This is a genomic window from Lentibacillus halophilus, from assembly GCF_055395055.1.
Window position 1 is genome coordinate 2,535,109 of the sequence record NZ_AP043750.1, and the last position, 19,051, is coordinate 2,554,159.

Annotated in this window: 20 protein-coding genes; 4 read left to right on the forward strand and 16 right to left on the reverse strand. The window is 42.3% G+C overall.

Going from position 1 to position 19,051, the window contains the following annotated elements:
* Nucleotides 1-44 precede the first annotated feature (44 nt).
* From ACZ5Q7_RS12505 to ACZ5Q7_RS12525, 5 genes are all read right to left on the reverse strand, one after another.
* Nucleotides 45-476, reverse strand: a complete 432-nt coding sequence (locus tag ACZ5Q7_RS12505) for a YlbF/YmcA family competence regulator (RefSeq protein ID WP_343753582.1) — start codon at nucleotides 474-476, stop codon at nucleotides 45-47.
* A gap of 65 nt (nucleotides 477-541) precedes the next feature.
* Nucleotides 542-778 carry a YlbE-like family protein gene (locus tag ACZ5Q7_RS12510; RefSeq protein ID WP_343753584.1) on the reverse strand — a complete coding sequence of 79 codons (237 nt, stop codon included), beginning with the start codon at nucleotides 776-778 and terminating at the stop codon, nucleotides 542-544.
* A gap of 6 nt (nucleotides 779-784) precedes the next feature.
* The gene (gene ylbD / locus ACZ5Q7_RS12515) at nucleotides 785-1,189 is read right to left on the reverse strand and encodes a YlbD family protein (RefSeq protein ID WP_343753586.1); all 405 of its coding nucleotides are present in this window, start codon (nucleotides 1,187-1,189) and stop codon (nucleotides 785-787) included.
* 131 nt (nucleotides 1,190-1,320) lie between these two features.
* On the reverse strand, nucleotides 1,321-2,385 hold the full coding sequence (locus tag ACZ5Q7_RS12520; RefSeq protein ID WP_343753588.1) for a CAP domain-containing protein: 1,065 nt from the start codon (nucleotides 2,383-2,385) through the stop codon (nucleotides 1,321-1,323).
* 272 nt (nucleotides 2,386-2,657) lie between these two features.
* On the reverse strand, nucleotides 2,658-3,086 hold the full coding sequence (locus tag ACZ5Q7_RS12525) for a CBS domain-containing protein (protein ID WP_343753590.1): 429 nt from the start codon (nucleotides 3,084-3,086) through the stop codon (nucleotides 2,658-2,660).
* A gap of 155 nt (nucleotides 3,087-3,241) precedes the next feature.
* Here ACZ5Q7_RS12525 and ACZ5Q7_RS12530 point away from each other — a divergent pair, with 155 nt between their 5' ends.
* A complete protein-coding gene (locus tag ACZ5Q7_RS12530) occupies nucleotides 3,242-3,607 on the forward strand; it encodes a YugN family protein (RefSeq protein ID WP_343753592.1) in 366 nt (121 codons plus the stop codon).
* Nucleotides 3,608-3,792: 185 nt separating this feature from the next.
* Nucleotides 3,793-4,851, forward strand: a complete 1,059-nt coding sequence (ytvI, locus tag ACZ5Q7_RS12535) for a sporulation integral membrane protein YtvI (protein ID WP_343753594.1) — start codon at nucleotides 3,793-3,795, stop codon at nucleotides 4,849-4,851.
* 32 nt (nucleotides 4,852-4,883) lie between these two features.
* On the opposite strand, the gene ACZ5Q7_RS12540 is transcribed toward ytvI, so the two are convergent.
* From ACZ5Q7_RS12540 to cyoE, 7 genes are all read right to left on the reverse strand, one after another.
* Complete coding sequence (locus tag ACZ5Q7_RS12540; RefSeq protein ID WP_343753760.1) at nucleotides 4,884-5,339, reverse strand: DUF420 domain-containing protein; 456 nt, start codon at nucleotides 5,337-5,339, stop codon at nucleotides 4,884-4,886.
* Between the two features lie 78 nt (nucleotides 5,340-5,417).
* On the reverse strand, nucleotides 5,418-6,329 hold the full coding sequence (ctaG, locus tag ACZ5Q7_RS12545; protein WP_343753596.1) for a cytochrome c oxidase assembly factor CtaG: 912 nt from the start codon (nucleotides 6,327-6,329) through the stop codon (nucleotides 5,418-5,420).
* A gap of 183 nt (nucleotides 6,330-6,512) precedes the next feature.
* Nucleotides 6,513-6,836 (reverse strand): cytochrome c oxidase subunit IVB, encoded by a 324-nt coding sequence (gene ctaF / locus ACZ5Q7_RS12550; RefSeq protein ID WP_343753598.1) that lies wholly within the window; start codon nucleotides 6,834-6,836, stop codon nucleotides 6,513-6,515.
* A gap of 3 nt (nucleotides 6,837-6,839) precedes the next feature.
* On the reverse strand, nucleotides 6,840-7,463 hold the full coding sequence (locus tag ACZ5Q7_RS12555) for a cytochrome (ubi)quinol oxidase subunit III (protein ID WP_343753600.1): 624 nt from the start codon (nucleotides 7,461-7,463) through the stop codon (nucleotides 6,840-6,842).
* A gap of 1 nt (nucleotide 7,464) precedes the next feature.
* Nucleotides 7,465-9,318: a cytochrome c oxidase subunit I gene (gene ctaD, locus ACZ5Q7_RS12560; protein ID WP_343753602.1), complete on the reverse strand. Its 1,854-nt coding sequence runs from the start codon at nucleotides 9,316-9,318 to the stop codon at nucleotides 7,465-7,467.
* A 49-nt stretch (nucleotides 9,319-9,367) separates the two neighbouring features.
* A complete protein-coding gene (gene coxB / locus ACZ5Q7_RS12565; protein ID WP_343753604.1) occupies nucleotides 9,368-10,420 on the reverse strand; it encodes a cytochrome c oxidase subunit II in 1,053 nt (350 codons plus the stop codon).
* Nucleotides 10,421-10,481: 61 nt separating this feature from the next.
* A complete protein-coding gene (gene cyoE / locus ACZ5Q7_RS12570; protein ID WP_343753606.1) occupies nucleotides 10,482-11,423 on the reverse strand; it encodes a heme o synthase in 942 nt (313 codons plus the stop codon).
* 484 nt (nucleotides 11,424-11,907) lie between these two features.
* Here cyoE and ACZ5Q7_RS12575 point away from each other — a divergent pair, with 484 nt between their 5' ends.
* Nucleotides 11,908-12,825, forward strand: a complete 918-nt coding sequence (locus ACZ5Q7_RS12575) for a COX15/CtaA family protein (protein WP_343753608.1) — start codon at nucleotides 11,908-11,910, stop codon at nucleotides 12,823-12,825.
* Nucleotides 12,826-12,850: 25 nt separating this feature from the next.
* On the opposite strand, the gene pyc is transcribed toward ACZ5Q7_RS12575, so the two are convergent.
* The 3 genes from pyc to ACZ5Q7_RS12590 form a co-directional block, all read right to left on the reverse strand.
* The gene (pyc, locus tag ACZ5Q7_RS12580; RefSeq protein ID WP_343753610.1) at nucleotides 12,851-16,294 is read right to left on the reverse strand and encodes a pyruvate carboxylase; all 3,444 of its coding nucleotides are present in this window, start codon (nucleotides 16,292-16,294) and stop codon (nucleotides 12,851-12,853) included.
* The gene (gene ftsW / locus ACZ5Q7_RS12585; protein ID WP_343753613.1) at nucleotides 16,282-17,469 is read right to left on the reverse strand and encodes a putative lipid II flippase FtsW; all 1,188 of its coding nucleotides are present in this window, start codon (nucleotides 17,467-17,469) and stop codon (nucleotides 16,282-16,284) included. Before ftsW ends, pyc begins: the two co-directional genes overlap by 13 nt.
* A 163-nt stretch (nucleotides 17,470-17,632) precedes the next feature.
* A complete protein-coding gene (locus ACZ5Q7_RS12590) occupies nucleotides 17,633-17,917 on the reverse strand; it encodes an Fpa/YlaN family protein (RefSeq protein WP_343753615.1) in 285 nt (94 codons plus the stop codon).
* Between the two features lie 191 nt (nucleotides 17,918-18,108).
* Here ACZ5Q7_RS12590 and ACZ5Q7_RS12595 point away from each other — a divergent pair, with 191 nt between their 5' ends.
* Nucleotides 18,109-18,711, forward strand: a complete 603-nt coding sequence (locus ACZ5Q7_RS12595; protein WP_343753618.1) for a YhcN/YlaJ family sporulation lipoprotein — start codon at nucleotides 18,109-18,111, stop codon at nucleotides 18,709-18,711.
* Between the two features lie 43 nt (nucleotides 18,712-18,754).
* On the opposite strand, the gene ACZ5Q7_RS12600 is transcribed toward ACZ5Q7_RS12595, so the two are convergent.
* Nucleotides 18,755-19,003, reverse strand: a complete 249-nt coding sequence (locus tag ACZ5Q7_RS12600; protein ID WP_343753621.1) for a hypothetical protein — start codon at nucleotides 19,001-19,003, stop codon at nucleotides 18,755-18,757.
* Nucleotides 19,004-19,051 lie beyond the last annotated feature (48 nt).

The window sequence follows — 19,051 nt, forward strand, 5'->3', positions numbered from 1 at the left end:
TTTATGGATAAGTGTACCAGAATAAGGCGTGGGCTTCAATCCATTTATGCACTGCACCCGCATGATCCCCCGTTACCACATCCATCGTCGGTCAGCGCAGCGCCATCTTTTGGTGCTTTTATCTGATCGCTAACGCTATAAGCGATATATTCACTCACTTCATCAAGCATTTTCTGTAAATTGCGTTCAGCCACTTTAAAGGCGGCAACTTTATCATTCATGTCCATTTCGCGTTTGGATGAACGAACCTTTTTCATAATGGCATTGTAATCCGGATGGTACCGCCCAAAACGTTGCACTTCTTCATATTGTTCTTTTATATCATTAAACGCATGGATTAGCTGTTGCGCTTCCTTATCTTCATCCATGGATTGACGAGCCCTTTCATAGGATTCCACGACATCCGACTGTAAAATCATATTACTGATCTGTTCGGAATAATCCAATGCTTCTGCATACTCCATTGTTCCTATCACTATTACACCTCCTATTTTTTATCTTATCATGGAATCGTTGTGAATAAAACCGGTATCCTGGCTCGTTAATCTTTCATCATATCGGCAAATTGAACCAACATTGCAGTCATTTGCATATGATGTTTGATTTTGTCCGCTTTCTGGGGCCATGTTTTTCCATAGAAGGATTTGGATACCTTTTCAAGTTCCGCCACCCTCGTCGGATCCCGTGTCAAGTACCGGTACCAAATAGGATTGAATCGAACGAAATGAGCCAATCTTGGATTTTGTTGCAAAAATTGCTGCACTGATGTTTGCATCATCTCACCTCAATCCCGGAATCCGCCAAATGGCCGGTTAGTGTTTCTAAAAGATGAACCGAATGGCTGCCGATGAGATTGATCCGATGGCTGAAATTGGTGCAACAGTTCCTGAACGGTTGAAATCGCACTATTAATGTTATCAACTTGCGATTGAAATTTGTCCATATCAATGTTTTCCGACATGTGTATGAGTCGATCCATTATTTCCCTTTTTCCATCTTTTGGCGTACTCGTTGACTCCTGTTTACCACGGTATTTGTCCCACATGGGATCATCTTCGCCAAGCAAGGCCCATTTCTCATACGTTTCTTGCCATCCCTTGCCACTCCGTCTGACTTTCTCAACCAATGTCGGGTGCCGCTGCAGGAAATCTTTAAAATCTTTTACACTTGGATGGAGGTTCTCACTCAAGTCCATTCACCTCTTTAGCAACTGATGTGTTGTTACTAATCAGCGTATGAACAAGGCGAGAAAACTGTGTTTGATACAGACATCGTGTATGAAACACGGCGAAAAACGTGTTTCGACACAGGTGTTTTCCATTATTGTTTTGTTACAAAGTTTTGCGTGTAATACAGCTTGTACACCCCTGCACCTAAATGAGTATATTCGTCTTTTAACAATGCCTCTCTGTGCCCTTCACTGTTCAACCATCCGTGCATCGCAGCCTGAGCATCGGGATACTGAGCAGCAATATTTTCTCCCGCCGATTTGTAAAAAACATCTTTTGTAGCCAATCGCTCTTTTAACCCATCACCATCCTTGTTGTAGTGGGAAAAATAATTATTATCAGCCATATCTTTGCTGTGACGATAGGCCACTTTTCCAACAGCTTCATCCCATTTTAATGGTTGCTTTTTGTGTTGATTCCGGATAACGTTCGTCATAAGAAATATTTGACGCTCCATTCCCTGATCGATTTGTTGTTGTTCGTCACTGGTATGCCTCGGCTTTTCCGGTAACTCCCCGCGATAATTGAGCTCATATGGTCGGCGAAGCAACAACACATCAGCCGTCAGTGCACGAACACCTACTAATTTATCGGTATACCTGTCAAAATACAACTGCATAAAAATATCGTCTGTAACTTTGACAAGAGGACGAGATGCAAGCTCATCATCACGGAGGTGAAACGAGTAAGTTGGGGAATCTTCGCTGTAATTCACCTCTTCGGAAAAAGAGAGCTCCTCCTTCACCGATGCATAGCTTTGTCCTATATGAATAGGGTCAAGCGACAATTGATCACCAGTCGCATAAACCGACGTTACGGTTTGATTGTCAAGGGCAAATTGAATATAATTTTTCTTGCCGTTCGTATACACCCACGATTCATACCCATAAGGGCTTAAATCTTTACGTACTGGTTTGCCGAATTCATCTTCCAGAGCATCCGTTTCCTTCCCGATCCATTGGAAAAGTTGTCCCTCATATGGTATTTCTGGACGAACATCGGGAGTGGATTTTGTTTTTAATGTGTTGTTTTTTTGTTTCATTGTCTGTTGCTGTGGCTGATTCATCCTATCTGACATCCATTCCGATTCAAGACCAATGTAATAAATGCCGGATATAACCAGTACTGCTAAAATGACTATTCGTATAAAACGCATATAGGCTTCCCCTTCTATTAAAACGTATTGGTTCCATGGTATGCTGTCGTTAATAGATACATGCTTTTTTTATTATTTTGACCATAGAGATTCAGGACAACGAATGGAATCAAAGAAAAATCCGAACAATGATTCAAAAGTCATCGGTGGAATTTCGAATCAGTTCGGATTTTATGGTGTAACAGCGTTTAAATCAATTCATGGGTCGTTTTTTGTGGTGATGATCGCTAAAAGTCATTATTTTTGTAAGACGTCATCCCTATATCATGTGATTAATGAACTTCCGGCCGTTCTGAAATATCTTCAAGAGCACTACCTGCCGCCTCATTCGACTTTTCCTCCAATGAGAGGTCGCCAAGCGAAACAATACCTGTTAACTTATCATTTTCAACAATCGGCAGACGGCGGATTTGCTTTTGAGCCATTGTATCTGCCGCCTCTTGGACGGATGTTTCCGATGACTCATAAAACAATTCGCCGCTCATTACGTCCTTGACAGCTGTTGTATCCGGCTTACGCTCAGCATACCCACGTAATACGAGATCCCGGTCCGTTATGACACCGAGCAATGTTTTGTCTTCCGAGCATACTGGTATGACCCCTGTATTTCGTTCTTTCATTTTCATGGCGGAATCGTAAAGCGTATCTTCTTTACGGCAAACAGCCACATCGGTGCTCATTACATCTTTTAACGATTTCATGATGTTAACCTCCTTAAGATAGTTCGATGCTTACATTCCTTATTTCTTCCCAAACATCGCATTATCTTTCATTAAATACGAATTCTTTTCCATTGAAACTTGGACTTTTTTCGATTATCATAACGTTGAAAGGATATATTTGTGAGGTGGATAAAATGAAACTGGAAAACACAGGAATTGACGACGCAATCATAAATGTGGAACCGTTGGACCGGCTAATGGGAAGACAGGCTTTTATCCGGGGAGGACAATGGGACTACGAACGGGTGACATACGATTATAAAATTGCTTCCAAGGAAAAGAACGTTACATATTATATCCGTATTCAGGGATACGCTGTTGAAGGAGACGTCGATCAAGGCGATGCGCTCATTCAACTGAAAACACCATTCCTTGGTAAACATTATTATCCGCACGGTGTTGAATATGGAGAAGATGAAAATTTTCCTGAAAATCTGGTTGACCGCGCCATTAATTTGGTAACGAAAATCAAAGAAGACGTTGATCAATACAAACAATAAGAGTATGTCCACTGCTCGTCACTTTTACGAGCAGTTTGTTTTTTCAAGACGAACGGGCATAAATGCACCCGGCCTGATTTGTCCCTTACCGATTACGGTTACCCATCGGTGCAATTATCACGTTAGTCATCTTAAGAATTGATCATGGACATCATTCCTGCAATGAAAGGGGACTTTTTTTAACATTGTTTCGTTCAATAACAAAACGCCAATGGTCTCTCATCTTTTTACTGCTTATCCTGATCCTGTTTATCCTGTTCATATTACCGGTATCCATTCCACTGGTTCTGGCATTGGTTACAGCCTTAATTCTCAACCCTGTGATCCGGTTTACGCAGCGAAAAATAAAACTAAGCCGAAAAACAGCAGTCATTATTGTTTTTCTGCTATTTTTGATTTTCCTGAGTTTGAGTGGGACGTTTATCGTGACGAATGCCGTAACCCAAGTCGTTACGTTTGTTGAAGATATCCCCTCCTATGTGACACAGCTTAACAGTGCTTATAAAGATTGGGAGTCCAGTTTTAAAAAATATACCGAAAACCTTCCAGATGAATTTTACCAACGGGTATCGAACACCATTGAATCACAGCTTACAAACATGAGTATGACATTAAAGGAAACAATCACCATTGAACGAATATCCCAGGTGGTTGCACAGGTTCCACAATACTTAATCAGCTTTCTGGTGTACTTGATTGCTCTATTTTTATTCATGCTCGAACTGCCGCTGCTTCAATCAAAACTGTACAGCATTATGACAAAAGAAACGACCGAAAAAGTGTCATTTATGAATCGAAGACTTTCCACTGTGATTCTTGGGTTTTTTAAAGCACAGTTTCTTGTCAGCATCATTATCTTTGTTGTCACCTTAATCGGGTTGCTTTTGATCATACCGGATGTGGCGATTATTATGTCGATTATCATCTGGTTGATTGATTTTATCCCAATAATCGGTTCCATTGCCATACTTGGACCATGGTCGGTATTTGCCCTCCTAGGCGGAAATATTTTTCTTGGGGTACAGCTTGCCGTTCTGGCTATTATTTTGCTGGCGATCCGGCGAACGGTTGAGCCGAAAGTCATGGGACAGCATATCGGCCTGTCACCGCTGGCCACATTGATTGCCATGTTTCTTGGGATTAAACTGCTTGGATTACTGGGATTCATACTCGGTCCCCTCTGTCTCATTGCATTCAATTCAGCAAAGGAAGCAGGCATTATCAAATGGAATACAAAAATTTAACGTGTGCAGACATCGTTGTCCGCACACGTTTTTTAACTGCCTAAAATAGCCTTGAGCATACTGGTGGTTTCACCGCCATCGTAAATGATGTACAAAAGAAGATAAACAGCCACACCCGTAATGGCGCTGCAAAACCAAATAATACTCGTAATCGGACCAATTTTTCGGTGTATTGATATTTTCCTTTTCAATGCCAGTGTAATCGTTACAACACCGAACACCGCTCCTGTCGTGGCCAGGAAGATATGAAAAATCAGGAATATGGTGTAATAGATCTTGATATCATCCGGGCCGCCAAAACTCGTATTACCTATGAAGGCTGTTCGGGACACATAAATAATAAAGAATAATAAAGCACTGACGGCTCCTGACAACATCGTCCGTTTATGTGCTTTTGGCTTGTTATTTACAATTAATATCCAACCAATCGCCACTAATACGGCGCTTGTAACAATAAAAAACGTACTTATCGTTGGTAAAAATGGCATACTGCTGCTAGTCATTCCTTTCCACAAACGAATAAAACACGACACCCAATAAAGGATGCCATATTTGATTCCGTTCATTTATTGTTCTTCATATGCATTCGCAGGAATTGGGTCCACACCGCGATTTTCTTTAGAAAACCATTCCGCAATAACGGACAAGAGAACCGCACCATACGTTATTTCCTGCATGAGTTTCATAACAATACCACCAAGTTGCTGATCTTCACGGATTGACATTGGTGAAAAGAATTCCGGGCCGGAAATAGAACCGGGAAGTCCTTGCAGTACACCGGTTGGAACGCATAAAGATAACGCCTGCATCCAAGCTCCGCCTTGAGTGTATGCAGCATAAACTGGATCACCAGCGAAAATAAGCAACACACATGCCGGTGTAATTAAAAGACTGTCAGCAAAAATATAGAATATTTTACCAAGTGGCGACATCCGGTCAAATTCTTTCAAAGGTGTAAGCATTGGCCACCAAACAATAAACGCTGCGAGTAACAGAATGATCGCAAAAGACGAATGAGCTATTTGTGATGATTTAGCGAAATCGAATATGACCGGTAAATGGTAAAACGAAAATAACGCATTAAATAACAACAATGGTATCAGCGGTTTTGAGAAAAACGATACGATCGGCTTGATCACTGGTCGATAAACAATGTTTTCCCACAGCCATGCTGGGATCCCTTTAATAATCAATATCGGAAAAATCAATAAATAAATCGCCATTTGTATCATATGAGCTGTCAGCGTAATATGGCTCAACAAATCGATGGGAGCCCCTTTAACAGCGTAGAGAAGAACCATACCAACATAGAAAAGGAACTGTTGTTTTCCGGATGGACGCGCGTATCCACGGCCGCCAATTTTATGACGGTAAGGCCCTGTCAGCAAATAATAAGTCAAGGCAAGTCCCAAAACAAACAGAAGATAATAAGGACTCCATAAAGCTCGAAATCCGAATATTTGTAACTCCAGCCACATACGACCACACTCCAAATATGGGTATTGTACATATTATTATAACGTATCTACCGCCAACATACACGTCAGTAATATGACAATTTATAGACAGTAACATGCAATCGGCGAACAACATTTGGCTATATTGCCATTTATGTGCGGAGTAAAAAAGACCGGGGTGAACGCCCGGTCTTTTCTCAAAGATTACCACCAAGTAATGACTCCCAGTGCAGCAAGTGTCAGGACCGCAGCCCACACACCTCCATAAAACATAACTGAAGCAAATTCATGCCCTTTGTCTTTTAGGTGCATAAAATAATACAACTGGAAAGCAACCTGTACAATAGCCAAAAGAAGTAAAAGTGGGACGACAAACATTTCGTCCATCATATCTGTTATCACAATGACGAAGGCGATAATCGTAAGCAGGATGCTCATAGCAAAAGAAATAAGCTGCTTTTGCATCTCTTCTTTTTTCTTTTGTTTCTGATACGGATTGGATTCGTTGGAATTGGTATTCTCTGCCATTGATTACCCCACCTTTCCCATCAAGTAAACAACAGTGAAAATAAACACCCAAATAACATCAATAAAATGCCAGTAAAGACTGAATGTGTAATATTTAGGTGCATTATATAAGTTTAAACGCCGTTTGGCATTCCGCACCATTAAGCCAATAAGCCATGCCAAACCAAATGTTACGTGACCACCGTGGAAACCGACCAGTGCATAGAAAGCAGAACCAAATGCAGACGAACGGAATGTAAAGCCATATTCAGTAATATAATGGGTGAACTCATAAATTTCACTGCCCAGAAATCCAATACCCAAAAGGGCTGTGATTCCAAACCATAGTTGCATCTTGTTAAAATCGTTGTTCCGCATATGATAGACCGCATAAACACTGGTTAGAGAACTTGTCAAAAGAAGCATCGTCATGATGAAGACAAGTTCCAGTCCAAATATTTCATTCCCCGTAGGACCGTCAGCCGTTGAGTGGCGCAGTGCAATGAATGTACCAAACAGACTGGCAAACAACACCGTTTCGCCACCAAGAAAGAACCAAAATCCGAGAAATTTATTCTTTCCTTCCAGGGTGGCTTTTTCCGGTTCATTCGGCATGATATCCGGATTCAATGACTGATCATGACTCATATTATTTAGCCTCCCCTTCTAGATCTTCTTTCGGTATATGGTGCCCATGATCATCTTTTAATGAACGGATCATCATGCAGACCAACGTAATTGCCATACCACCAAACAACAAACTATAAGCCCAATTATGATCCACTTGGTAAATAAAACCAAACCCTGCAATGAACAGACCAAGCGATATCATAAATGGCAGGAAGCTTGAATTCGGCATATGAATGTCACCCAGTGGTTCTGCAGGTGTCATTTTGCCTTTTCCTTCCGTTTTTTCAATCCATAATGGATCAAGACCACGTACAAGCGGTGTCTGTTTAAAGTTGTAATGCGGTGGTGGTGACGCAATGGTCCACTCAAGACTGCGCCCATCCCATGGGTCCGCTTCGGCTTTTTCTCCTTTAACAGCTGTATGCACAATGTTAATCAAGAATACAATAACGCCGAACGCCATGAAGAAGGCACCAACCGTACTTATTTGGTTTCCAAGATCAAGACCTTGATTCTCAAGGAAAACCCAATAACGACGCGGCATTCCCATTAAACCGAGGAAATGCTGGATAAAGAATGTCAAATGGAAACCAATGAAAAATGTCCAAAACGTTAATTTGCCCATGGCTTCATTCAGAATGCGTCCAAACATTTTCGGCCACCAGTGATGCAGACCTGCCATGATTCCAAACACCGTACCTCCAACAATGACATAGTGGAAGTGCGCAACAACAAAGTACGTATCATGATACTGATAGTCCGCAACCACAGATGCAACCATAACGCCGGTCATTCCACCAATGGTGAATGTAGGGATGAAGCCCAATGCCCACAGCATCGTTGAGTTTATGGAGATGCTTCCACCCCACATCGTCGCCAACCAGTTAAAGATTTTTATTCCAGTGGGCACGGCAATAGCCATGGTTGCAATCGCAAACAGCGAGTTGGCAACAGGACCAAGCCCTACGGTGAACATGTGGTGCGCCCAAACCATAAAACCTAGGAAAGCGATCAGAATCGTCGCAAATACCATGGCTGTATAACCAAACAAACGCTTTTTCGAAAATGTTGAAAACACATCGCTAAATATGCCGAAGACTGGCAATATTAGAATATAAACTTCCGGGTGACCGAATATCCAAAACAGATGTTGCCAAATAATGGCATTCCCGCCAAGGCTGACATCAAAAAATGCTGTACCGAACATCCGATCAAACATCAGAAGGAACAATCCGATGGTTAGCGCCGGAAATGCAAACAAAATCAGGACACTTGTTATAAATGTCGTCCACGAAAACAGTGGCATACGCATAAATGTCATACCGGGTGCACGCATGTTAATAATGGTGGCCAAAAAGTTAATGCCGCCAATTAAAGTTCCGGCACCCGCTATTTGCAATCCCATCACGTAAAAGTCTACCCCGTGTCCTGGTGAGGTTGTTGAAATTGGTACATAAGATGTCCATCCGGCATCAGGTGCACCGCCAAACAACCAACTCATATTCAGCATAATACCGCCGAATAAAAACAACCAGAATCCAAGCGAATTTAAGAATGGAAACGCAACGTCCCGCGCCCCGATCTGGAGTGGGACGACGGCATTCATCAGACCAAGCAATAGTGGCATAGCCGCAAGGAAAATCATCGTTGTCCCATGCATGGTAAAGAGTTCATTGTAAAAGCCGGCACTGACTAAATCATTTTCAGGTTTAATCAGCTGTATACGAATAATCATCGCTTCCAGACCGCCAAGCAAGAAGAAGAACCCTCCGCCAAACAAGTACAAGTGTGCAATTTTCTTATGGTCAACAGTTGTTAAATAGTCCCACAGAAAAGCACCGAAGCTCCTTTTTTGAGAAGCTGCCATACTCATACCAATAACCTCCCTTTCATTTTCTCAAATTGAAACCAACCATTTCCCATTAATCTTTAGCACTTTCAGGTGTTACATCGGATGGTTTTAATTGCAGCAAATACTCTGCAATTTTTCCTGCTTCACCTTTTGAAACTTCCGGATAATTACCGGTCATCTTGTTACCGGGTTTCATGGACTCAGGATCCATTATCCATTTAACAAGATTTTCTTTGTTCAATTCTTCCACGCCGGCCAGTTTAGTCCGATTGCCGAAGTCTGTCAGGTTTGGACCGACTTGAACCGGAGATGAGCCAACAGCGTGACATCCCATACAGTTATTCTCTTGAAAGAGGGACTTACCTTCCTGAGCAACCGTACTCTCCGGTTCGGCATCAGGGTTAACATTTTGCATATCTTCAACCCATTGGTCAAATTCCTCCTGGCTCACGGCAATCACTTTAAAGTCCATAAGCGAGTGGGACGGCCCGCAAAACTCAGCACATTTACCCCAGTAGACGCCCTCTTCGTCCGCTTCAATGTACATGGTATTCTCATTCTCAGGGTTCACGTCCATTTTCCCTGTAATGGTAGGGACCCAGAATGAATGAATCACGTCCGAGGACTTCATGTTCAAATATACTTTTTCACCAACCGGGATATACATGTCCTGGCTCGTCTGGATTTCTTTACCTTCATAATTAAAGTGCCACCAATACTGATTTCCGGTAACCTGAATATTCAATTTGTCGTTGGAACCGGATGTATCAGCTAAATCAAAGGTCGCCGTTACAGTTGGAACAGCAATAATCAACAATAGAATAATCGGAATAACGGTCCATACCGTTTCCAGTGTTTTGTTGCCTTCCACCTGTTTGGGGACAAAGTCCGGATGTTGTTTCTTCCTTCTGTACCTGATCAAAACGATGGTATAGACAAGCAATACAACAGCCAAAACAAAAAGCATTACAACGGTTGAAATAATGATCAAATCAAATGATTTTTCTGCTCCATAGCCTTTCGGATCAAGTGCGGTCAGGTTTTCCTTACCGCATGCCGAAAGGACCAGGGCTGTCAGACTCAATAGAAAAACTGCACGAATTTTCCCCATCCAACCTTTCATGTGTTCATACCTCTCTTTCTCCTTGTAACGTCCTTTTGCGTACTATGTGTCAGTTATTGGCTTAACCAAAGGGGAATTCAAACGTTACGCCAACCATCAATAAAAATAAGATCGTTAAATAATTCAGGGAATAGATAAAAATCATATTTGCCCATTTCAAATCATTTTTCATAACGAAGCCACTGAAACTCACTGCCAACCAACCAATGTTCAAAAGAGTCGCAATCACGATGAAAACAGGTCCCAATTCTCCCATAAGAAACGGTAAGGGCAAAAGGAATGCAACGTATATAGCAATCTGGCGTTTCGTCATGGCAAATCCGTGAACCGCCGGCAACATTGGCACACCGGCCGCTTTATATTCTTTTGTCTTTTTCATTGCCAATGCCAGAAAATGCGGTGTCTGCCAGATGAACATGATTAGAAAAAGCATATAAGCTATCGGATGAAGGCCGGGATCAACGGCTGCCCATCCAATCAGTGGCGGTACTGCTCCGGAAATACTGCCAATGGCGGTGTTCAGAGTATATCGACGTTTGGACCACACCGTGTAAAGAACGACGTAAGTGAACCAGCCCAAAAATGCAATCATTGCCGCTTCCAAAGTCGTTAACAATAAAAGGATGTGACCTAAAGCAGTTGATGAAACTCCTGCCATGAGAATACGGTTACGCGGTATACTGCCTGTCACAGATGGTCGGGTTTTTGTTCTCGACATCACCGGATCGATATCAGCATCATACCAGTTATTGATAATGCATCCACCGGCAATTACCAGTGCGCTTCCCGCCATTGTCAACAGGAAAACATCCCAATTGGCAGTGAACGAAGCACCTGTAAAATGAACGGCAAGCCAAAATCCCGCAAAGGTTGTTATCAAATTGGAATTTACAATACCTGTTTTGATTAATGCTTTCCATTCCTGGAGAAGTGATGGCCCCTTTTCTTTTGCAGCAGTTGAACCGTCGATCAGCGGTGATGCAGGTGACTCCACTTTATTCATTTCATTTATCCCCCCTTTAACCCCGATAAAAAACATCAAATGGATAGGTGCATTATTATCATACCTAAGTACCCCTATTATCCTTTGAATTACCGCAATTATACCATGGAATATTAATACAATCCATCGGTGGACGGCACGATTCAACATAATTCACGCGAAAAAGTATGACGAATTTGTGAAAAATGGACTGACATAAAACGAAAGGCCCTTTCAGGCCTTTGAACCAAATTTTTTTACATATGTACTTCTTCCCATAATGGCGGGTACGGAGGTTTGAAACCCACTGAATTTCCCCTATATTATTTCTAGCAAACAACAATCAACATTGCAAGAGGTTTTTTGTTTTTATAATGAAAACCCGCTTGAATCATGATAAGATGAGCGTGGTGATTCAAATAGTACTCTATACACTCAGTTGATGCAATCACGCCTATATCAGTAACACAGACATACATTATTATCCATGAAGTGAGGCAATCATATGATTAGAACCTTAAAATCACTCGCCGTCGTTTGCACCCTTGGCATGGTGTTTGTACTCATTGGAGGATCCCTTGTCACCAAAACCGGTTCAGGTATGGGATGTGGCGCTAGCTGGCCGCTTTGCAACGGGCAATTCCTTCCATCTGATATAACACCAAAACTTGTGATTGAGCTGAGTCACCGACTCATGTCCGGAATTATGGGAATTGCTGTTCTTACCCTCTCTGTTCTTTCCTGGATTAAAATAGGACATATACGCGAGGTGAGATTCCTTGCTTTTATGTCATCGTTTTTCCTATTGTTGCAGGCACTGATCGGAGCAGCTGCCGTGATATGGAACCAATCGGATTTGATCATGGCCACCCATTTCGGGATTTCACTCATTTCATTCACTGCCGTGTTTTTACTGACGCTTCTCATTTTTGAAATCGATCAGAAATTCGATGCCAAATCATTGACCATTAAGAAAAAACATCGTCGTGAGATATACGCCATAAGCATTTATACGTTGGCTGTTGTTTATACGGGCGCGCTTGTACGACACGTTAACGCTAGTATGGTATGCGGTGGCTGGCCTTTTTGCTATAATGGTTCTCCATTTTCGTTTAATATATACACCGTTGATCAGTGGGTGCAGATGGGGCACCGCCTTGCTGCTGGTATATTATTCATATGGACAATTGTATTATTTATCAAAATGATGACAAATTATCGAAAACATCGGGTCATGGCTTGGGGCTGGACGGCAACATTGCTGTTCATTGCTCTTCAGGTAGGTTTAGGGGCCATGATTATTTTCACGATGCTTAACCTTTGGATTGCTTTATTGCATGCATTTATCGTATCGTGCTATTTCGCCATGCTCAGCTACTTCTGCTTGCTGTCTTCCAGAAGTGCAAATCATGAAAAAGGGTAATGGCAATCCGCCATTACCCCTTTTTTTATTCAAATTCAAGCAACAGGTCATTGACTTCGATCGTATCCGTATCCTTCACGTAAATCCGTTTAATAACACCACTGAATGGCGCCTGTACTGTTGTTTCCATTTTCATTGCTTCATTAATAAGAAGGTGATCCCCTTTTTGGACCGATTCTCCTTCACCACAAATCACTTTTACAACGGTTCCAGGCATGGTGGCGCCAATGTGTTTTTCATTTGTCTGATCTACTTTTGGCCTGGTTTCAACGACGGACGTTACATTTTCATCCTTGACGACGACTTGTCTGGCTTGCCCGTTTAATTCAAAATAAATAACCCTCGTGCCATCCGAACGTGGCTCAGATATGGAAACCAATTTAACAAATAGCGTCTTCCCTTGTTCAATTTCCACCTCAATTTCTTCATCCAATTTCATGCCATAGAAGAACGTCAGCGTATCAAGGACCGAAATATCTCCATACGTGTCATAAAAACGGTTGTAATCCATAAACACTTTCGGATACAACGCATACGAGATCAAGTCAAAATCGGTAATCGGTCGGTTCAGTGTCTTGTACAGGGAATCGCGCATTCGTGTAAAATCAATAGGATCCAATAATTCGCCAGGACGATCCTCAACCGGATTCTTTCCTTTCAGGATAATGCGCTGTAACTCTTTCGGAAAACCCTGATACGGCTGACCGATATACCCTTGCATAAATTCAATAACTGATTCCGGAAAGTCCAACGATTCTCCGCGCTCATAAATATCATCTTCTGTTAGGTCATTCTGAACCATGAATAAGGCCATATCCCCTATCACTTTAGAAGACGGGGTCACTTTGACAATATCACCAAACATATCGTTGACACGCCGATACATTGTCTTCACATCATTCCAGCGTTCCTCCAGGCCAACCGCTCGTACCTGCTGCTGCAGATTGCTGTACTGCCCTCCCGGCATTTCATGATAGTAAACTTCGGAATGTGGTGCTTTCAGACCAGCTTCGAAATCCTGATAGTGATTGCGGACGCCCTCCCAGTAATGGGACAGCTCCTCATAATTATTTATATTAATCCCAGGCTGACGCTTCGTTCCTTCCAGCGCATAATACAATGTCTGCGCACTTGGCTGTGATGTCATCCCGGCCATTGGCGCATTAGCCACATCAACAGCATCCACGCCTGCATCGACAGCACGTGCATACATATGAATGCCATTGCCGCTTGTATCATGCGTATGCAAATGAACCGGCAAGTCAATGGTCTCTTTTAATTGAGAGATGAGCTGATACGCTGCTTCCGGCTTCAGAAGCCCCGCCATGTCTTTAATACCAAGTATATGGGCACCGGATTGCTCAAGTTCTTTAGCGAGATTTTTGTAGTAATCCAGATCGTATTTCTGACGTCCTGAATCCAAAATATCACCCGTGTAACACATAGCTGCTTCAGCAATTTTGTGATTGTCACGAACGGATTGAATGGCTGGACGCATCCCATCGACCCAGTTCAGACTGTCAAATATTCGGAATACGTCAATGCCGGCTGATGAACTTTTCTCAACAAAATCATTAATTAAGTTATCAGGATAGTTTTTATAGCCGACAGCATTGCCGGCACGCAGCAACATTTGCATCAAGACATTTGGCATTTTTTCGCGCAATGTTAATAGTCGTTGCCACGGATCTTCTTTCAGAAATCGGTAGCTGACGTCGAAGGTTGCACCTCCCCACATTTCAACCGAGAATAACTCAGGAAGCATTCTTGCCGTCGGTTCAGCAATTTGTTCCAAGTCTTTCGTCCGCACTCTAGTTGCAAGCAACGACTGATGGGCATCCCGAAATGTTGTATCTGTTAATTTGACGTTGTTCTGTTTTTTCAGCCATTCGGCCAAATAGTCCGGACCATGCTCATCAAGAATCTGCTTCGTGCCATCCGGAATGTTTTCCCTTTTGTTTATATACGGAATTTTCGGACGATTAAGATCCGGCTTTTCTCGTTTTGGAACACCCTCAAATCCATTAACGGTCGTATGCCCAATATAGGTCAGCATTTTGGTTCCGCGATCTTTCCGTTTTGGAAATACAAACAATTCCGGTGTTTGGTCAATAAACGTTGTCTTATATTCCCCTGAGAGAAAATGTTCATGAGATATAACATTTTCCAAAAACGGAATATTCGTTTTGATACCCCGTATTCGGAATTCCTTTAAATTTCGGACCATTTTTTGTGCAGCTTGTTCAAACGATAACGCCCATGTCGATACTTTCACAAGAAGCGAATCGTAGTGCGGCGAGATAACCGCTCCTTGAAATCCATCTCCTGCATCCAAACGGACACCGAAACCACCCCCGCTCCGATATGCCATAATCTTTCCGGTATCAGGCATAAAGTTATTCAAGGGATCCTCGGTTGTGACGCGGGATTGGATCGCATATCCAAGCGTTTTAATATTTTTCTGTTCCGGTATACCGACAGATGTGCTGTGAATATGTTTCTTTTCGGCAACCTTGATCTGTGTTTGAACGATATCAACACCGGTAATCATTTCAGTAATGGTATGTTCGACTTGAACACGCGGGTTTACTTCAATAAAGTAAAAACCATCATCTGTCACAAGAAACTCTACTGTGCCGGCGTTGATGTAGCCTACATTCTTCATGAGACGGACAGCTGCATCGCAAATGTCTTCCCTGAATTTCTCAGAGAATGATACGCTTGGTGCTGTTTCAACGACTTTCTGGTGCCGGCGCTGCACGGAACAATCACGTTCATACAAATGAATGATATTCTGATGAGCGTCTCCGATAATCTGCACTTCTATATGCTTTGGATTTTCAATCAGTTTTTCCAAATAAACTTCTTCGCTTCCGAAAGATGCCTGGGCTTCTGATCTGGCACGATCGAACGCTTCCGTTAAAGCTTGTTCACTCCTCACAATCCGCATGCCGCGGCCACCACCACCGAGTGAGGCTTTAATAATGATCGGGTAGCCATGTTCCTTTCCAAATGCTTCCGCTTCCTTCAGGGAGGAGACAGGACCGTCACTACCAGGAATAACCGGAAGTCCAGCATTAATTGCCTGTGTCCTCGCTTTCACCTTGTCACCAAACATATTCAGATGTTCACTCGTCGGGCCGATGAAAATGATCCCCTCTTCTTCACATCGCCTGGCAAAATCAATATTTTCCGAAAGAAAGCCATACCCTGGATGAATCGCATCAACGCCGACATTCTTAGCAAGGTCGATAATCCCTTCGATATCAAGATAAGCTTCAATCGGTTTTTTTCCTTCCCCTATAAGATAAGCTTCATCCGCTTTATACCGATGAAAGGAACTGATATCTTCTTTGGAATAAATAGCCACTGTCCGGATATCCAATTCGGTACAAGCACGAAACACCCGTATAGCAATTTCTCCACGATTGGCTACCAAAACCTTGTTGATCTCATTTACCTCACCCATGTTTTTCCTCCTTCAAATGTAAAATCACTTTTTTCCGAATCTTTTTGTTTATGGACAGGTACAGGGTCTTGATCGTTCTTTTTAACAGATTTAGCGATGTTGTTCAACATCCCCATGCTTGTCATCATAACCAGTAGTGAGGAACCGCCATAACTAACAAATGGCAGTGGAACACCTGTTATAGGCAGCATACCACTTATCGCTCCAAGGTTCACAAGAGCCTGAGTTCCTACCATGGCCGATATTCCAACAGCCAGGAGCGATCCAAAGCTGTCCGTACATTTTTTTGCAATGACCAAACCGCGCAGGACAATGGTGGCAAGCATGCCAACAACAATTACGACTCCTAAAAACCCGAGCTCCTCAGCTATAATAGCCATAATGAAATCGGTATGCGGCTCCAAAAGATAACCCAGTTTTTGAACACTCTGCCCCAGACCCTCACCAAAAAGATCTCCTGCACCAATCGCCAGATAAGACTGAATCAGGTGATAACCATCATCGCCCGGGTCTTCAAATGGTTGATAAGCTCCAGCAAATCTGCTTATTCGTTCGTCCGTTATTAAGCTTGGCACTGTAAGCAAAACAAGAAGTGATCCGACCAGAACAAGCAGCATGAGATGTTTGAATTGTATGCCTGAGCTAAAGATAATTGAACAAGCGATTAAGAATATGATCGCAGCCGTTCCGATATCCGGCTGCAATACAATAAGTCCGAGTATAATAGCAGTGAGTACCAATGGAGGAAGGACTCCGCGGTAAAATTCGTTAATATACGATTGTTTTTTGGAATAAATAGATGCCAAATAAATAATTAACCCAAGCTTGGCAATCTCGGCAGGTTGCAGGCTAATTGGTCCAAGAACAAACCATGACTGAGCATTGTTGAAAGTATTTCCAAAAATAAGCACACCGACTAACAGGAACACGATAATAAGTACAATGGGCTTAATCAGTTTCTGGTACATTTTATATGGGATTATGCTCGTAACAATGAATCCTCCGAGAGCTAAAACGAACCACTGCATTTGTTTAACGAGATAATAAGAACTCTCATGCTCTTCCACTACAGCCAAAACCATACTTGCACTGTAAATCATAACCATTCCGAACGCCGCAAGCAGTATAGGTGTGATAATGAGTGTAAAATCGTAGTCCTTTATTTTCTGTAACATGGTACATCTCCTTAGAATACGTATGATATAAATGAAATGAAATTCCAAAGAGCATAACATAACATTCGAATCGTATCTCAATGTTTAAACACATATGCTACACCTATATAGTAAAAAACCTTGCCACAATCCATACAGGCAAAGGTTCACAGCGCCGAAATATTTACACGGATTTCTGTGCTGTTTCATGTAAAATATTAAGTTGTCTTTCCAATCTGTCCAACAGTGCTTTGCCTTCATGTTCGTCGATTAAATTAAGGCGAACAGCAAAATCAATTTCCCGTGAAAGACCGAACATTTGAGTGTCCAACACCTCTTCATATAGAGGACATTGTGGTTTTGTCAAGTTTTCTATTTGCACTTCAATAAGTCCGTGTATTTTTTCAGCATCCGCCTTTAGAAGGGCATAAGCTTTTTCACGATGCGTTTCGGTCACATTTTGAATCAAATATATCCCTCCATTAAGTACAGTCCCTTATAGGTTATAATATCGTTTGTATTATGAAAATGCAAACAATATTTATTCCTTTGTATAAAAAAAACAACGACAGCCATCAGCTTTTTTGTATATTCCACCGTTGATCAACCACACTAATAAAACAGCCTGTTCCGGTTTTACATTAAAGGAGGATTAATCCCATGCCATTACGTACAGGAATGCTGTTTTTGTTTGGCGTTGCCGTTTTGTTGTCCGGATGCCAGCAAAACAATGACGAGGAATCGTTGCCGGAAGAAACGGGCAATAATCGCTATATTCAGGTGGAAGATTCTGATCAAACGGAACAATCTGATTTGTCAAGCCATGACATAGCTTCTCATCTGGCCGGGGTTGCCGGTGATATACCGAATGTCCACGATGCCACTTCCGTAGTAGCCGGACCATATGCTGTTGTCGGTATTGATGTGGACAAGGATTTGGATCGTTCGCGTGTCGGTTCCATTAAGTATACGGTGTTGGAAGCGTTGCAAAAAGACCCATATGGTAAAACAGCCGTTGTCGTTGCTGACGGTGATGTGGTAGAACGCATCCGATCAATGCATGATAAAATCAGACAGGGTTATCCTGTTCAAGGGGTCATTGACGAATTATCAGCGATAGTGGGAAGATACATGCCTGATTTTCCAATTAATGAAGATCGACCAAAAGAACGGGATCAGAATAAACATTCGATCCCAAAAGATGATAAAAAACAATTGGATGATATAGAGGAAGAACAATCCAATCATCAAAACGACGAATAACAAGGGTGCACAACCCCATATCATCCGGGTGTGCACCCTTATTTTAATCGTGCAAAGATTCGTCTTTTACCGTGTTATAGTATTCTACACCAAATTGCGATCCCTCTGAAACCATTTTTGCATTTTCCACCTGTGCTGCGTCATCATCGTCCACCTGACCCGGCATACCGGCATCCATTAGTGTCGACTCCATTTCTTCATCACGCTGTCGATTATGCCGATTCATCAACATATAATATGTCATACCTGCTCCAACCGCTCCGGCTACCGACGCAATATATCTCTTTTTCATGCAACCACCTCTTTAATTACTGCTTTTTATCCTTATTCCCCATTAGTT

Excerpts from the sequence above, each read along its gene's own strand:
- ACZ5Q7_RS12510 (WP_343753584.1), bottom strand. The coding sequence starts at position 778 with ATGATGCAAACATCAGTGCAGCAATTTTTGCAACAAAATCCAAGATTG.
- ACZ5Q7_RS12520 (WP_343753588.1), bottom strand. The coding sequence starts at position 2,385 with ATGCGTTTTATACGAATAGTCATTTTAGCAGTACTGGTTATATCCGGC.
- ACZ5Q7_RS12525 (WP_343753590.1), bottom strand. The coding sequence starts at position 3,086 with ATGAAATCGTTAAAAGATGTAATGAGCACCGATGTGGCTGTTTGCCGT.
- ACZ5Q7_RS12530 (WP_343753592.1), top strand. The coding sequence starts at position 3,242 with ATGAAACTGGAAAACACAGGAATTGACGACGCAATCATAAATGTGGAA.
- ACZ5Q7_RS12540 (WP_343753760.1), bottom strand. The coding sequence starts at position 5,339 with ATGCCATTTTTACCAACGATAAGTACGTTTTTTATTGTTACAAGCGCC.
- ctaG (WP_343753596.1), bottom strand. The coding sequence starts at position 6,329 with ATGTGGCTGGAGTTACAAATATTCGGATTTCGAGCTTTATGGAGTCCT.
- ctaF (WP_343753598.1), bottom strand. The coding sequence starts at position 6,836 with ATGGCAGAGAATACCAATTCCAACGAATCCAATCCGTATCAGAAACAA.
- ACZ5Q7_RS12555 (WP_343753600.1), bottom strand. The coding sequence starts at position 7,463 with ATGAGTCATGATCAGTCATTGAATCCGGATATCATGCCGAATGAACCG.
- ctaD (WP_343753602.1), bottom strand. The coding sequence starts at position 9,318 with ATGAGTATGGCAGCTTCTCAAAAAAGGAGCTTCGGTGCTTTTCTGTGG.
- coxB (WP_343753604.1), bottom strand. The coding sequence starts at position 10,420 with ATGAAAGGTTGGATGGGGAAAATTCGTGCAGTTTTTCTATTGAGTCTG.
- cyoE (WP_343753606.1), bottom strand. The coding sequence starts at position 11,423 with ATGAATAAAGTGGAGTCACCTGCATCACCGCTGATCGACGGTTCAACT.
- ACZ5Q7_RS12575 (WP_343753608.1), top strand. The coding sequence starts at position 11,908 with ATGATTAGAACCTTAAAATCACTCGCCGTCGTTTGCACCCTTGGCATG.
- pyc (WP_343753610.1), bottom strand. The coding sequence starts at position 16,294 with ATGGGTGAGGTAAATGAGATCAACAAGGTTTTGGTAGCCAATCGTGGA.
- ftsW (WP_343753613.1), bottom strand. The coding sequence starts at position 17,469 with ATGTTACAGAAAATAAAGGACTACGATTTTACACTCATTATCACACCT.
- ACZ5Q7_RS12595 (WP_343753618.1), top strand. The coding sequence starts at position 18,109 with ATGCCATTACGTACAGGAATGCTGTTTTTGTTTGGCGTTGCCGTTTTG.
- ACZ5Q7_RS12600 (WP_343753621.1), bottom strand. The coding sequence starts at position 19,003 with ATGAAAAAGAGATATATTGCGTCGGTAGCCGGAGCGGTTGGAGCAGGT.